Consider the following 13,095-nt stretch of genomic DNA (forward strand, 5'->3'; position numbering starts at 1 on the left):
TCCAGAACGAGGGCGCCAACTTCGACAAGCCGCCGTCGGTGGAGGACGTCGCCGCGCACTGGGCCGAGATCGACGACCTCTCCGCGGCCAAGCAGGCCAACTTCAAGCTGTAGCCGGTCGCGGCCGGGGCGGCGTGGCCCGAGTCAGGCGAGCAGCGCCTGACGTAGTCGGTCCACGTCGGCCCCGGCGATGCCCGCATCGCTCAGATAGGCGTCCAGCGAACCGAATTCGTCGTCGATCGTCTGCCACGCCGCGGCCAGGTACTCCGGCCGGACCCCGAGCACACCGTCGGACAGCCGCGCCTCGGTGAAGGTCACCACCTCCGGGGTGAGCTCGGCCTCCGAGCGCTGCCGGATCATCTCCGAGATCCGGGCCCGCAGCTCCGCTACAGCGTCATTGCTGCGCAGGTAGTCCGCGACGATGGTGTCGCGGTCGATGCCGACGGTCTCGAGCACCGTCGCCACCACGAACCCGGTGCGGTCCTTGCCCGCGAAGCAGTGCGTGAGGACGGGGCGCCCGGCGGCCAGCAGCGTGACGACGCGGTGCACCGCGCGCTGGGCGCCGTTGCGGGTGGGGAACTGCCGGTACTCGTCGACCATGTACCGGGCGGCGGTGTCGCTGATGGACTCGTCGGGCTCGCCGTTGGTCATCAGTTGCCGGAACGCGTGCTCGTGGGGTGCCTCGTCGGTGTCGTCGGCGTCGTCGCCGAGGTCCGGGAACGGCAGCAGGTGAACGTCGACGCCCTCGGGGACCCGTCCGGGCCCGCGACGGGCGACCTCCCGGGCGGCGCGCAGATCGGCGACGTCGGTGATGCCCAGCTCCCGCAGCGTCGCCCGGCCGTGGTCGTCGAGGCGGCTCAGCTCGCTGGACCGGAACAGCCGGCCCGGCCGCAGCGCCCCCACGCCGTCGGCGACATCGCGGAAGTTCCACGCGCCGGGCAGCTCCCGGACGGCTGATCTACCCATGTGCGGTGACCGCCGCGGCCAGCGGGGACTTCTCCGCGCCGAGTTCGGCGCGCGCGATGGTCCGCATGTGCACCTCATCGGGGCCGTCGAACAGGCGCATGGCCCGATGCCAGCCGTACGACCGGGCCAGCACCGTGTCCTCGCTGACGCCGGCGGCGCCGTGCACCTGGATGGCGCGGTCGATCACATTGCAGGCCACCTGCGGCGCCACCGCCTTGATCTGGGACACCAGCGTGTGCGCGGCCTTGTTGCCGTGCTGGTCGATCGTCCACGCCGCCTTGTGGCACAACAGCCGCGCCTGGTCGATCTCGTTGCGCGACTTGGCAATCGCCTCTCGCACCACGCCCTGCTCGGCCAGCGGGCGGCCGAACGCCACCCGGTTCTGCACCCGGTCCACCATGAGGGCCAGCGCGCGTTCGGCTCCGCCGAGCGCGCGCATGCAGTGGTGGATGCGGCCCGGCCCGAGCCGGGCCTGGGCGATCGCGAAACCGCCGCCCTCCTCACCGAGCAGGTTGGTGACCGGCACCCGGACGTTGTCGTAGATGATCTCGCAGTGGCCGGGCTGGTCCTGGTAGCCGAAGACCGTGGTGGAGCGGACGACCGTCACGCCGGGGGTGTCGATCGGCACCAGCACCATCGACTGCTGCTGGTGGCTCGCCGCGTCCGGATTGGTGCGGCCCATGACGATCAGGATCTTGCAGCGCGGGTCCGACGCGCCGGAGGTCCACCACTTGCGGCCGTTGATGACGTAGTCGCCGCCGTCGCGCACGATGGAGGTCTCGATGTTGCGCGCGTCGCTGCTGGCGACCGCCGGCTCGGTCATGGAGAAGGCGCTGCGGATCTCGCCGCCCAGCAATGGCTCCAGCCACTGCTTGCGCTGCTCCTCGGTGGCGAACAGGTGCAGCGTCTCCATGTTCCCGGTGTCCGGCGCCGCGCAGTTGAGCGCCTCGGGCGCGATCTCCAGGCTCCAGCCGCTGATCTCGGCCAGGGGAGCGTATTCCAGGTTGGTCAGGCCCGACTCGGCCGGCAGGAACAGGTTCCACAGGCCGCGCTCTTTGGCCTTGGTCTTCAGTTCCTCGATGATCGGCGGGACGGTGTGATCGTCGGGGCCGGCCTCGTCCCTGTACTTGTCGTACTCGGCCTCGGCCGGGAAGACGTGCTCGGTCATGAAGTCGGTCAATCGCTGGTGGTAATCGTTGGCTTTGGCCGACATCGCGAAGTCCATGCCGTCACGATAGGACACGTGTCGGGACGGCCTATATGGCGAGCCTCATTGGTCACCTTCGCGACACTGAAACCACACACACGACACGCCGCAACGGGTGTGCGCGGATGCAGTCTCGCGGTAGACATGGCGCCATGACCGAATCCCGTCCGCCGTTCCCGCCGTTCACCCTGGAGACGGCCCTGCAGAAGGTGCAGGCCGCCGAGGACGCGTGGAACACCTGCGACCCGCACCGCGTCAGCCTCGCGTACACGCCCGACTCGCAGTGGCGCAACAGGGACGAGCACGTGGTCGGGCGCGACCAGATCGTGGCCTTCCTGACCCGCAAGTGGCAGCGGGAGCTCGACTACGCGCTGCGAAAAAGCCTGTGGGACTTCCACGACAACCGCATCGCTGTGCGCTTTCAGTACGAGTGCCACGACGCGAGCGGCCAGTGGTACCGCAGCTACGGCAACGAGCTGTGGGAGTTCTCCCCGTCCGGCTTGATGGCGCGCCGCGAGGCCAGCATCAACGACCTGCGGATCGACGTGTCCGAGCGGCGCTACTTCGGACCACGGCCGCCCGCGGAACACGCCCGCGACATCCCGCTCTGGTAACCGTCGGGCCACAACCCCGCCGTGTGACTCCACAACGTGGTGGCAGCTACTGCGCGCGGGCCGGGTAACGAACCATCGACGGGATGCGATCGGCCGCGCCGGGGTATCCCCGCCCCGGCCGATCGCACGTCCGGGGCGGAATCCGGGAGGCGTTAAGGTAGCGAAGCGTGCGGCCCGCCGGCGGCGGCACATCCAAACGGCAGGAAAGTGCGGGAAGCAGATGTACGCGCCATGACAGATGCGCAGACGACGGTAGGGGTGGTCGCCGAGTCCGGGGCCGACGAACGGCGGGTCGCGCTGGTACCCAAGGCGGTGGCGTCGCTGATCGCCAGCGGTGTGGCGGTGGTGGTCGAGTCGGGTGCCGGAGAAGGCGCGTTGCTGCCCGACCAGCTCTACACCGAGGCCGGCGCCGGGATCGGGGACGCCTGGTCCGCCGACGTCGTCGTGAAGGTGGCGCCGCCGACCAAAGAAGAGGTCGCCAGGTTGCGCCGCGGGCAGACCCTGATCGGCTTCCTGGCGCCGCGCAACGCCGACAACTCCATCGGCGCGCTCACCGAGGCCGGCGTGCAGGCGTTCGCGCTCGAGGCCATTCCGCGGATCTCGCGGGCCCAGGTCATGGACGCGCTGTCGTCGCAGGCCAACGTCGCCGGTTACAAGGCCGTGCTGCTGGCCGCCTCGGAGTCGACGCGATTCTTCCCCATGCTGACGACCGCGGCCGGTACCGTGAAGCCGGCCAGCGTGCTGGTGCTCGGTGTCGGGGTGGCCGGGCTGCAGGCGCTGGCGACGGCCAAACGGCTGGGTGCGCGAACCTCCGGCTACGACGTGCGGCCCGAGGTGGCCGACCAGGTCCGTTCGGTGGGGGCGCAGTGGCTCGACATCGGGATCGACGCGGCGGGTGAGGGCGGGTACGCGCGCGAGCTCACGGAGTCCGAACGCGCCCAGCAGCAGCAGTCCCTGGAGAAGGCGATCGCCGGGTTCGACGTGGTGATCACCACCGCGCTGGTGCCCGGACGGCCCGCGCCACGCCTGGTGACCGCCGCGGCGGTGGAGTCGATGAAGCCCGGCAGCGTGGTGGTGGACCTGGCGGGGGAGACCGGGGGCAACTGTGAACTGACCGAGCCGGGGCGCACGGTCGTCAAGCATGACGTGACCATCGCCTCGCCGCTGAATTTGCCGGCGACGATGCCGGAGCACGCCAGCGAGCTCTACAGCAAGAACATCACCGCGCTGCTGGACCTACTGATCAAAGACGGCAAGCTCGCCCCGGACTTCGACGACGAGGTCGTCGCGGCGGCGTATGTCACCCGGACGCCCGCGGCCGGTTAGAGAGGACTAGATGTACGACGAGCTATTGGCCAACCTGGCGATCCTGGTGCTGTCCGGGTTCGTCGGCTTCGCGGTCATTTCCAAGGTGCCCAACACGCTGCACACGCCACTGATGTCGGGGACCAATGCCATTCACGGCATCGTGGTGCTGGGCGCGCTGGTGGTGTTCGGCGAGGTTGAGCACCCGTCGTTGGCGGTGCAGATCATCCTGTTCGTCGCGGTGGTCTTCGGCACCCTGAACGTCATCGGCGGCTTCATCGTCACCGACCGGATGCTGGGCATGTTCAAGGGCAAGAAGCGGGCGCCCGCCAAACTCGAGGAGCCCGCGGCGAAATGAACTACCTCGTCACCGTCCTGTACATCATTTCGTTCGCCCTCTTCATCTATGGCCTGATGGGCCTGACGGGCCCCAAGACCGCGGTGCGCGGCAACCTGATCGCCGCGGTGGGCATGGCCATCGCCGTCGCCGCGACGCTGATCAAGATCCGCCACACCGAATCCTGGGTACTGATCATCGCCGGCCTGGTCGTGGGTGTGCTGCTGGGCGTTCCCCCGGCCCGGTTGACCAAGATGACCGCCATGCCGCAGCTGGTGGCCTTCTTCAACGGCGTCGGCGGTGGCACCGTCGCGCTGATCGCCCTGGCGGAATTCATTGAAACGAAGGGCTTTTCGGCCTTCCAGCATGGCGAGTCGCCGACCGTGCACATCGTGGTGGCGTCGCTGTTCGCCGCGATCATCGGGTCGATCTCGTTCTGGGGCTCGATCATCGCGTTCGGCAAGCTGCAGGAGATCATCTCTGGGGCGCCGATCGGCTTCGGCAAGGCGCAGCAACCGATCAACCTGCTGCTGCTCGTCGGCGCGGTCGCGGCCGCCGTGGTCGTCGGGTTGCACGCGCACCCCGGCACCGGCGGAGCATCACTGTGGTGGATGGTCGGCCTGCTGGCCGCCGCCGGTGTGCTCGGCCTGATGGTGGTGCTGCCGATCGGCGGCGCCGACATGCCGGTGGTCATCTCGCTGCTCAACGCGATGACCGGGCTGTCGGCCGCCGCGGCCGGCCTGGCGCTCAACAACACCGCGATGATCGTGGCCGGCATGATCGTCGGCGCCTCCGGCTCGATCCTGACCAACCTGATGGCCAAGGCGATGAACCGCTCCATCCCGGCGATTGTGGCGGGGGGCTTCGGGGGTGGGGGCGTGGCCCCGGGCGCCGGTGGCGACGGCGGCGACAAACACGTCAAGGCGACCTCGGCCGCCGACGCCGCGATCCAGATGGCGTACGCCAACCAGGTGATCGTGGTCCCCGGCTACGGCCTGGCCGTGGCGCAGGCCCAGCACGCCGTCAAGGACATGGCCAGCCTGCTCGAGGAGAAGGGCGTGCCGGTGAAGTACGCGATCCACCCGGTCGCGGGCCGGATGCCCGGGCACATGAACGTGCTGCTGGCCGAGGCCGAAGTGGACTACGACGCCATGAAGGACATGGACGACATCAACGACGAGTTCGCCCGCACCGATGTCGCGATCGTCATCGGCGCCAACGACGTCACCAACCCGGCGGCCCGCAACGAGCAATCCAGCCCGATCTACGGCATGCCCATCCTCAATGTGGACAAGGCGAAGTCGGTGATCGTGCTCAAGCGGTCGATGAACTCCGGGTTCGCGGGCATCGACAACCCGCTGTTCTACGCCGAAGGGACGACGATGCTGTTCGGGGACGCGAAGAAGTCGGTGACCGAGGTCGCCGAGGAACTGAAGGCGCTTTAGCGGTGATCGCAAGCGCAGCGAAGCTGGGCGCTGCGGGTCACCGCCAGACCAGTTAGACGGGCGGGTAGGCGGGCGGCGGGTAGCCGTTGCCGTCGACGACCCCCCGCAGGCCCCACGGAACGTAGCGGAAGAAGAACTCGATCTCGTCGCTAGCGTCGTAGTCCGGACTCGGATCCATGAGGCCACCCCTCCAGTCGCGACTTGAGCTTTGACGGCGAGTCTAGTCCCATCCTCGTCGGGGCGATACCTGGCGTTTGCCTAAACTGTCCAACCAGTTGATTGATAATTGGCCGTGCCCGGCACCCGGGCAACCGGCCGGGCGATGACGATAGCGAGTACCGATGGCATCCGAGAACGGACGAACGCGCCGCGAGGAGCTGCTGGCTGTGGCCACCAAGCTGTTCGCCGCCCGCGGTTATCACGGCACCCGGATGGACGACGTCGCCGACGTGATCGGGCTGAACAAGGCGACGGTGTACCACTACTACGCCAGCAAGTCCCTGATCCTCTACGACATCTACCAGCAAGCCGCCGAGGGCACACTGGCCGCCGTTCACGACGATCCGTCCTGGACCGCCCGCGAGGCGCTCTACCAGTACACCGTCCGCCTGCTCACCGGCATCGCGGCCAACCCCGAACGGGCCGCCGTCTACTTTCAGGAGGCGCCCTACATCGCCGAGTGGTTCACCGAGGAACAGGTCGCCGCGGTCAGGGAGAAGGAAACCCAGGTCTACGAGCACGTGCACGGCCTCATCGACCGGGGGATCGCCAGCGGCGAGTTCTACCAGTGCGATTCCCACGTCCTGGCGCTCGGATACATCGGCATGACGCTGGGTGCCTACCGGTGGTTGCGGCCGAGCGGACGGCGCAGCGCCAAGGAGATCGCCGCCGAATTCAGCACCGCGCTGCTGCGCGGCCTGATCCGCGACGAAGCGATCCGCACCAGTTCCCCGCTCGGTCCCTAGGTCCTAACTAGGCGCCGTTCAGGTGCTTGTCGAGGAAGGCGATCTGGTCGGCCACCACGCGCTCGAACGCCTCGTCGACGTAGATCGCGAAATGGCCCTCCGGGTAGAGCTTGATCTCGCCGCGCGGGGCCTTGGCCGCGTAGCGCAGCGTCGCCGCCGCGGGGGCCACGGAGTCGGCTTCGCAGACGCAGAACAAGATCGGGCAGGCGACCTTGGCGGCGAGGCGCCCCGGGCGATAGGCCATGATCTTCAACGCAATTCGGGCCGCCACCTCGTTGGTCAGTTCCTCACCCTCGGGCACCAGCCTGAGATAGCCGGGGTACGCGTCGGGCGTGGTCATCAACGCGATGTCCCCGGGTCTTCCGACCGCCGGCACCGTGACCGGAGGCTTGCGCAGTCGGGCGGCCACCAGGTCACGTGCCGCCAGGAGGCCGACCCGCGCAAAGACCAGCGGGTTGCTGATCGTGCGCGCCGACGCGATGCCGTCGGTGAAGGGGCATTGGACGACCGCGGCGGCGATGCCCGGCAGCCGGGCCGCCGTGGCGATCACATGGCCGCCGGCAAAAGAGGTGCCCCACAGGGCAATTCGATTGGGATCGATGCCCGGCAGGGTGCGGGCGTAGGTGACCGCGGCGGCCCAGTCGGCGAGCTGCAGCCCCACATCGAGGAGCTGGCGCGGCTCGCCCTCGCTGTCGCCGAAATTGCGATAGTCGAACACTAGGCAGGCGTAACCCGCCGCGCTGAATCGTTCGGCGTAGGCGTCGAGGCGCATGCTGCGCACCCCGCCCAGCCCGTGCGCCATCACCAACAACGGCGCGGGCGCGTCGCCGGCCGGGCGGTAGAGCCATGCGCTGATCAGGTCGCCGCCGGACGGGAACCGAAGGTCTTCTCGTTGTGCCATCAGCGAGCTATTCTGCCTGGGCCGCGGCGATCCGTCCGCCGGTATGCGCCACCGTTTTTATGGACTAGTGTCTAGAAACGTTTGAGCGCTCAACGAACGGAGACTCCCATGGCGATCCGCGTCGCGCACGTCGGTACCGGAAACGTCGGGGGGTTGGCCCTCACCGAGCTCATCACCAACCCGCAGTTCGAGCTGGCGGGTGTGTGCGTGTCCACCCCGGAGAAGGTGGGCAGGGACGCCGGCGATCTGTGCGGAGCCGGCCTGGAACCCGGTGTCGTCACCGGCGTCACGGCCGTGGGAGACCTGGATGCCCTGTTGGCCACTAAGCCCGAGTGCGTCGTCTACTGCGCCATGGGCGACACCCGGCTGCCCGATGCCATGGCCGACGTCATGCGCATCCTGGCCGCCGGCGTGAACGTCGTCGGGTCCTCGCCGGGGCTGCTGCAACACCCGTGGGGCGTGATGCCCGACAAGTACATCGACCGCGTCGAAGACGCCGCCCGGCAAGGCAATTCGAGCATCTTCATCACCGGCGTCGACCCCGGCTTCATCAACGACCTCATCCCGTTCGCGCTGGCGGGCACCTGTCAGAGTATCGAACAGGTGCGCTGCATGGAGATCGCCGATTACGCCACCTACGACGGCGCCGAGGTCATGCACTACATGGGATTCGGCCGGCCGCTCGACGAGGTGCCGATGCTGCTGCAGGCGGGCATCCTCGGCATCGCGTGGGGGACGGCGATCCGTCAACTGGCGGCGGGATTGGGCATCGAGATCGACGAGATCACCGAGTCCTACCAGCGCGAGCCCGCGCCGGAAGACTTCGACATCGCGGTGGGGCACGTCGCCAAGGGCACCATGGCCGCGCTGCAATTCGAGATTCGCGGCATGTCCAACGGGCGGCCGGCCATCGTCATCGAGCACATCACCCGGCTGCGGCCCGACCTGCGACCGGACTGGGCCCAGCCGGCCGCCGGCGGAGGTTCCTACCGCGTCGAGATCACTGGCGAGCCCTCCTACGCCGTGGACATCGTTCCCAGCAGCCGCAAGGGCGACCACAACCACGCCGCGATCGTGGGGGCCGCCGGGCGTATCGTCAACGCGATTCCCGCGGTGATCGCCGCGCCACCGGGCATCCGGACCACGCTCGACCTGCCGCTGGTGACCGGAAAAGGTCTTTACGCACCAAGCACTTTGGTGAACACCTAAATCGAAGGGAGTCCCTGTGGGACGGGTAGAAGGCAAAGTCGCACTGATCAGTGGCGGCGCCCGCGGGATGGGCGCCGAGCACGCGCGGCTGCTGGCGGCCGAGGGCGCCAAGGTGGTGATCGGCGACATCCTCGATGACGAGGGCAAGGCGGTGGCAGACGAGATCGGCGACTCGGTGCGCTACGTCCACCTCGACGTCACGCAGCCCGATCAGTGGGACGCCGCCGTCGAGACCGCGGTCGGCGAATTCGGCAAGCTCAACGTGTTGGTCAACAACGCCGGCACCGTCGCGCTCGGCCCGCTGAGGAGTTTCGATCTGGCCAAGTGGCAGAAGGTGATCGACGTCAACCTGACCGGAACCTTCCTGGGCATGCGGGTGGCGGTGGACCCGATGATCGCCGCCGGCGGCGGCTCGATCATCAACGTGTCCTCGATCGAGGGGCTGCGCGGCGCACCGATGGTGCACCCCTACGTCGCCTCCAAGTGGGCCGTGCGCGGCCTGGCGAAGTCCGCGGCCCTGGAGTTGGCGCGGCACAACATCCGGGTCAACTCCGTGCACCCCGGGTTCATCCGCACCCCGATGACCAAGCATCTCCCCGACGACATGGTGACCATTCCGCTCGGCCGCCCGGCCGAGTCGCGCGAGGTCTCGACGTTCATTCTGTTTTTGGCCAGCGACGAGTCGTCGTATGCCACCGGGAGCGAGTTCGTCATGGACGGCGGCCTGGTGACCGACGTGCCGCACAAGCCGTTTTAGGCTCGGTTCGTCGCCGAACGTGCACCCAACGCCTGAATTGGGCTTATTTTCCGCCGTCAGTGCACGTTCGGCGTAGGGGATGGTGTCGATGCTGCGTAGCTTGGCCGATGTCGTGGGGTCCAACCACGTGGTCACCGATCCCGACGTGCTCGCGGGCCGCAGCGTCGACCACACCGGCCGCTACCGCGGGCGGGCCAGCGCGTTGGTGCGCCCGGGTTCGGCCGAGCAGGTCGCCGAGGTGCTGCGGGTGTGCCGGGACAACGGAGCGCACGTGACGGTGCAGGGCGGCCGGACCTCGCTGGTGGCCGGCACCGTGCCCGAACACGACGACGTGCTGCTGTCCACCGAGCGGCTGCACGCCGTCGATGACGTCGACACGCTCGAGCGCCGCGTCCACGCCGGCGCCGGCGCCACCCTGGCCGCGGTGCAACGCGCCGCGGGCGCCGCGGGCCTCCTGTTCGGGGTCGACCTGGCCGCCCGGGACACCGCGACGGTCGGGGGGATGGCGTCGACCAACGCCGGCGGCCTGCGCACGGTCCGGTACGGCAACATGGGCGAACAGGTCGTCGGCCTCGAGGTGGCGCTGCCCGACGGGACGCTGTTGCGCCGGCACAGCCGGGTGCGCAGCGACAACACCGGCTACGACCTGTCGGCGCTGTTCGTTGGCGCTGAGGGCACCCTGGGCGTCATCACCGCACTTGACCTGCGGCTGCACCCCATCCCCGCGCGACGGGTGACCGCGCTGTGCGGGTTCGCCGGGCTCGACGCTCTGGTGGACGCCGGCCGGACGTTCCGGGACGCGGACGGCATCGCCGCGCTGGAGTTGATCGACGGCCGGGCCGCCGCGCTGACGGGCGAGCACCTCGGGGTGGGCTCACCGGTCGGGGGCGACTGGCTGCTGCTGGTGGAGCTGGCCGCCGACCACGACCAGACCGACCGGCTCGCCGAGCTGCTCGACGGCGCGCGGATGTGCTCCGAGCCCGCCGTCGGCGTGGATATCGCCGCGCAGCAACGGCTCTGGCGGGTGCGTGAGTCGCTCGCCGAGGTGCTGGGCGTATACGGGCCGCCGCTGAAGTTCGACGTCTCCCTGCCGCTGTCATCCATCGACGGATTCGCCAGGGAGGCAGGCGAATTGATCGGTGCGCAGGCCCCGGACGCGCTGCCGGTGCTGTTCGGCCACATCGGGGAGGGCAACCTGCACCTCAACGTGCTGCGCTGCCCGGCCGACCGGGAGCATGCGCTATACGAGCCGATGATGGAACTCATCGCGCGGTCCGGCGGCAACGTCAGCTCCGAGCACGGCGTCGGCACGCGCAAGCGCCACTATCTCGGCATGTCCCGCGAGTCCGCGGACATCGCGGCGATGCGGACGATCAAGGCCGCCCTCGACCCGACCGGCTACCTCAACGCGGCGGTGCTGTTCGACTAATCGTTCATGCGTCGTCTGACATACGCTGGGATCCATGGCATCCGGGATGTTCGACACGCCCATCGTCGGAGTCGTCAACAACTTGTTCGGTGGTCTGATCGACGCGCCCGTCGTCGGGCGACTGGTCCGACGCGGGCTGATCAAGATTCGCTACGTCGGCAGGCGTTCGGGTAAGACGATCCAGACCCCGGTCGGGTACCGACGCTCCGGTGACGGCGTCGTCATCCACGTCATGTCGCCCGATAGCAAGACATGGTGGCGAAACTTCCTTGGCGAGGGCGGGCCGATCACGCTGCTCAACTTCGACGGCGCCGACCGCACCGGACACGCGATCGCCAGCCGCGACGAGAAGGGCCGCGTCAAGGTCGCAGTGCAACTCGGCTGATCAGGAGCTGCCCTTGATCCCGACCGCGTGCCGCAACTGCGCCAGGAACTGGTCGGCGTCGTCGCTGCGGACGATGTAGTGCGAGATGGCGATCCGGATCACCGTCGCCGCCTTGACCGCGGCGTTGGGCCCGGGCAGGTGCCGCTGCAATCCCTCCCGCATCTGCGGGATCACCCACGAGAACTGGGCGATGGTGTGCTCGGGCTCGACGTCGACCATCCGCACACCAGAGTACGAGTGCTGGTATTCGACGATGAACCGCAGCACCGCGTCGAGCTTGTCGACCCCCTTCAGGCCCGCGGTCGCCCGCACCAGGCCGCTTTCGAAGATCTGCCGCTCGTAACTCGAAAAGGCCGACAGCAACTCCTCTTTGGACGCGAACCAGCGGTACAGCGTCGGGCGGGACACCCCGGCCTGGGCGGCGACGTCGGACAGGCTGAGCTTCGTCTTGCCGTTGCGGCCGAGGACCTCGGCGGTGGCGTCGAGGATGCGCTGACGCGTCGAGGTGTCGTGTTCCGCGGTCTGGGCCGGCCGGCTCATATGTGCAACTCTACGAAGTGGTTCACCGTTATTTCGCTTCCCGGCCGGACTTGCCCGGGCGCGGCCGCACCAGCACCGACTGCTGGATGGCGCCGACCGCGCCCTGCTCGTCGAACAATGTGCCGATCGTGGTGCCGACACCGTCCGGGCCGTAGCTGGTCTCGGCGCGGATGCCGATCCAGTCGCCGTCCGGAACCCGGAACACGTGCACGGCCAGGTCGGTGTTGAGAAACGTCCACCGGGTGATGTCCAGCTTGCTGCCGATGCCGTTGGCGCAGTCGGCCACCGCGAACAGGCGCTCGAGCGGTGTCATGCTCTCGCCGGTGACCAGATCCACGGTCGGGTGGATCCATGATTCGCCGGGGCCCTCGCTCAGCGGCTCCGTCAACCACAGCCAGTCCAGGCTGTGCACGTAGTTGCGGTCCCACTCCCGCGCCTTGAGGTTGCGGTTGCGCGCCTCGCTGCGCGGCCCCGGCATGGGGGCGGCGGCGTGGGCCAGCGCCCGCGTGTCCAGCGTCTGCAACCGCCACCCGCTCGCGCGCGCCACGGCCCGGGGCCGGCCATCGGGACCGGGGGCCAGCATCTCGGCGCTGACCAGTTCGATCTGCTTCCCGCCGCGCTGCACCTGCGCGTTGACCCACAGGTCGCCCTCGGCGGGCACCCCGCCCAGCAGGTCGATGACGACGCGGGCCAGGCGGGTGTCCTCGCGCCGCTCGCAGCGTTCCAGCGCCCGCACCAGCAGCGCCGACACCGGCCCGCCATGCTGGATCGACGCCGACCAGGTGCCGCGCGCCAGGTCGGTGGCCCGGAACTTCTCTCCCAACGGATCGGTGCCGTCGATGAGCTCGTAGTAGGAGTCCGACATCGTCAACCTCTTCCTCAGGGCAGGCCGGCGCCGGGTGTGGTCACCGTAACGGCATCTACCCGCGACAGGCGGGTGCCGGCCAGGCGCTGAGGGTACGCCTCGGTGCTCGACAACAAGAACAACGTCCGGCGCTCCGGGCCGCCGAGCGCGCATGCGATGGCGACGCGCTCG

General features: G+C 68.9%; 15 protein-coding genes and 2 pseudogenes. 10 read left to right on the forward strand and 7 right to left on the reverse strand.

Annotated features, from left to right (window positions below; genetic code table 11):
* Positions 1 to 113 (forward strand): annotated as a pseudogene (locus A5692_RS29050) (serine/threonine protein kinase); the annotation flags it as partial.
* A gap of 30 nt (positions 114 to 143) precedes the next feature.
* On the opposite strand, the gene A5692_RS12845 reads toward A5692_RS29050, so the two are convergent.
* Together A5692_RS12845 and A5692_RS12850 are read right to left on the reverse strand one after the other, a co-directional pair.
* Positions 144 to 965 carry a tyrosine-protein phosphatase gene (locus tag A5692_RS12845; RefSeq protein WP_068056512.1) on the reverse strand — a complete coding sequence of 274 codons (822 nt, stop codon included), beginning with the start codon at positions 963 to 965 and terminating at the stop codon, positions 144 to 146.
* Positions 958 to 2,178, reverse strand: coding sequence for an acyl-CoA dehydrogenase family protein (locus A5692_RS12850; protein WP_068056535.1), 1,221 nt, complete (start codon positions 2,176 to 2,178; stop codon positions 958 to 960). The genes A5692_RS12845 and A5692_RS12850 overlap by 8 nt, the downstream gene beginning before the upstream one ends.
* A gap of 146 nt (positions 2,179 to 2,324) precedes the next feature.
* Here A5692_RS12850 and A5692_RS12855 point away from each other — a divergent pair, with 146 nt between their 5' ends.
* The 4 genes from A5692_RS12855 to A5692_RS12870 all read left to right on the forward strand — a co-directional run bounded on the left by A5692_RS12855 (position 2,325) and on the right by A5692_RS12870 (position 5,873).
* On the forward strand, positions 2,325 to 2,786 hold the full coding sequence (locus A5692_RS12855) for a nuclear transport factor 2 family protein (RefSeq protein WP_068056514.1): 462 nt from the start codon (positions 2,325 to 2,327) through the stop codon (positions 2,784 to 2,786).
* A 231-nt stretch (positions 2,787 to 3,017) separates the two neighbouring features.
* Positions 3,018 to 4,112 carry a Re/Si-specific NAD(P)(+) transhydrogenase subunit alpha gene (locus tag A5692_RS12860; protein WP_068056516.1) on the forward strand — a complete coding sequence of 365 codons (1,095 nt, stop codon included), beginning with the start codon at positions 3,018 to 3,020 and terminating at the stop codon, positions 4,110 to 4,112.
* Between the two features lie 10 nt (positions 4,113 to 4,122).
* A complete protein-coding gene (locus tag A5692_RS12865) occupies positions 4,123 to 4,449 on the forward strand; it encodes an NAD(P) transhydrogenase subunit alpha (RefSeq protein WP_067919175.1) in 327 nt (108 codons plus the stop codon).
* The gene (locus A5692_RS12870; RefSeq protein ID WP_068056518.1) at positions 4,446 to 5,873 is read left to right on the forward strand and encodes an NAD(P)(+) transhydrogenase (Re/Si-specific) subunit beta; all 1,428 of its coding nucleotides are present in this window, start codon (positions 4,446 to 4,448) and stop codon (positions 5,871 to 5,873) included. The genes A5692_RS12865 and A5692_RS12870 overlap by 4 nt, the downstream gene beginning before the upstream one ends.
* Positions 5,874 to 5,925: 52 nt before the next feature.
* Here the strand turns inward: A5692_RS12870 and A5692_RS29055 are convergent, their stop codons facing one another.
* Positions 5,926 to 6,051 carry a hypothetical protein gene (locus A5692_RS29055; protein ID WP_007167223.1) on the reverse strand — a complete coding sequence of 42 codons (126 nt, stop codon included), beginning with the start codon at positions 6,049 to 6,051 and terminating at the stop codon, positions 5,926 to 5,928.
* Between the two features lie 163 nt (positions 6,052 to 6,214).
* Here A5692_RS29055 and A5692_RS12875 point away from each other — a divergent pair, with 163 nt between their 5' ends.
* Entirely contained in the window at positions 6,215 to 6,838 is a 624-nt protein-coding gene (locus A5692_RS12875; RefSeq protein WP_068056520.1) for a TetR/AcrR family transcriptional regulator, read from the forward strand.
* Positions 6,839 to 6,845: 7 nt separating this feature from the next.
* On the opposite strand, the gene A5692_RS12880 is transcribed toward A5692_RS12875, so the two are convergent.
* On the reverse strand, positions 6,846 to 7,739 hold the full coding sequence (locus tag A5692_RS12880; protein WP_068056522.1) for an alpha/beta hydrolase: 894 nt from the start codon (positions 7,737 to 7,739) through the stop codon (positions 6,846 to 6,848).
* Positions 7,740 to 7,847: 108 nt separating this feature from the next.
* On the opposite strand from A5692_RS12880, the gene A5692_RS12885 reads away from it, so the two are divergent.
* From A5692_RS12885 to A5692_RS12900, 4 genes are all read left to right on the forward strand, one after another.
* Positions 7,848 to 8,948, forward strand: coding sequence for a diacylglycerol kinase (locus A5692_RS12885; protein WP_068056524.1), 1,101 nt, complete (start codon positions 7,848 to 7,850; stop codon positions 8,946 to 8,948).
* A 16-nt stretch (positions 8,949 to 8,964) separates the two neighbouring features.
* The gene (locus tag A5692_RS12890) at positions 8,965 to 9,705 is read left to right on the forward strand and encodes a glucose 1-dehydrogenase (RefSeq protein ID WP_068056526.1); all 741 of its coding nucleotides are present in this window, start codon (positions 8,965 to 8,967) and stop codon (positions 9,703 to 9,705) included.
* Positions 9,706 to 9,793: 88 nt separating this feature from the next.
* Positions 9,794 to 11,134, forward strand: coding sequence for an FAD-binding oxidoreductase (locus tag A5692_RS12895; protein ID WP_068056537.1), 1,341 nt, complete (start codon positions 9,794 to 9,796; stop codon positions 11,132 to 11,134).
* Positions 11,135 to 11,168: 34 nt separating this feature from the next.
* Entirely contained in the window at positions 11,169 to 11,519 is a 351-nt protein-coding gene (locus A5692_RS12900) for a hypothetical protein (protein WP_068056529.1), read from the forward strand.
* Here the strand turns inward: A5692_RS12900 and A5692_RS12905 are convergent, their stop codons facing one another.
* The 3 genes and pseudogenes from A5692_RS12905 to A5692_RS12915 form a co-directional block, all read right to left on the reverse strand.
* A complete protein-coding gene (locus A5692_RS12905; RefSeq protein ID WP_068056531.1) occupies positions 11,520 to 12,059 on the reverse strand; it encodes a TetR/AcrR family transcriptional regulator in 540 nt (179 codons plus the stop codon).
* A 28-nt stretch (positions 12,060 to 12,087) separates the two neighbouring features.
* A complete protein-coding gene (locus A5692_RS12910; RefSeq protein ID WP_068056533.1) occupies positions 12,088 to 12,924 on the reverse strand; it encodes a thioesterase family protein in 837 nt (278 codons plus the stop codon).
* A 14-nt stretch (positions 12,925 to 12,938) separates the two neighbouring features.
* Positions 12,939 to 13,095 (reverse strand): annotated as a pseudogene (locus tag A5692_RS12915) (SMP-30/gluconolactonase/LRE family protein); the annotation flags it as partial.

The organism is Mycobacterium sp. E342, from assembly GCF_001667665.1.
In the GTDB taxonomy this organism is placed as follows: Bacteria; Actinomycetota; Actinomycetes; order Mycobacteriales; family Mycobacteriaceae; genus Mycobacterium.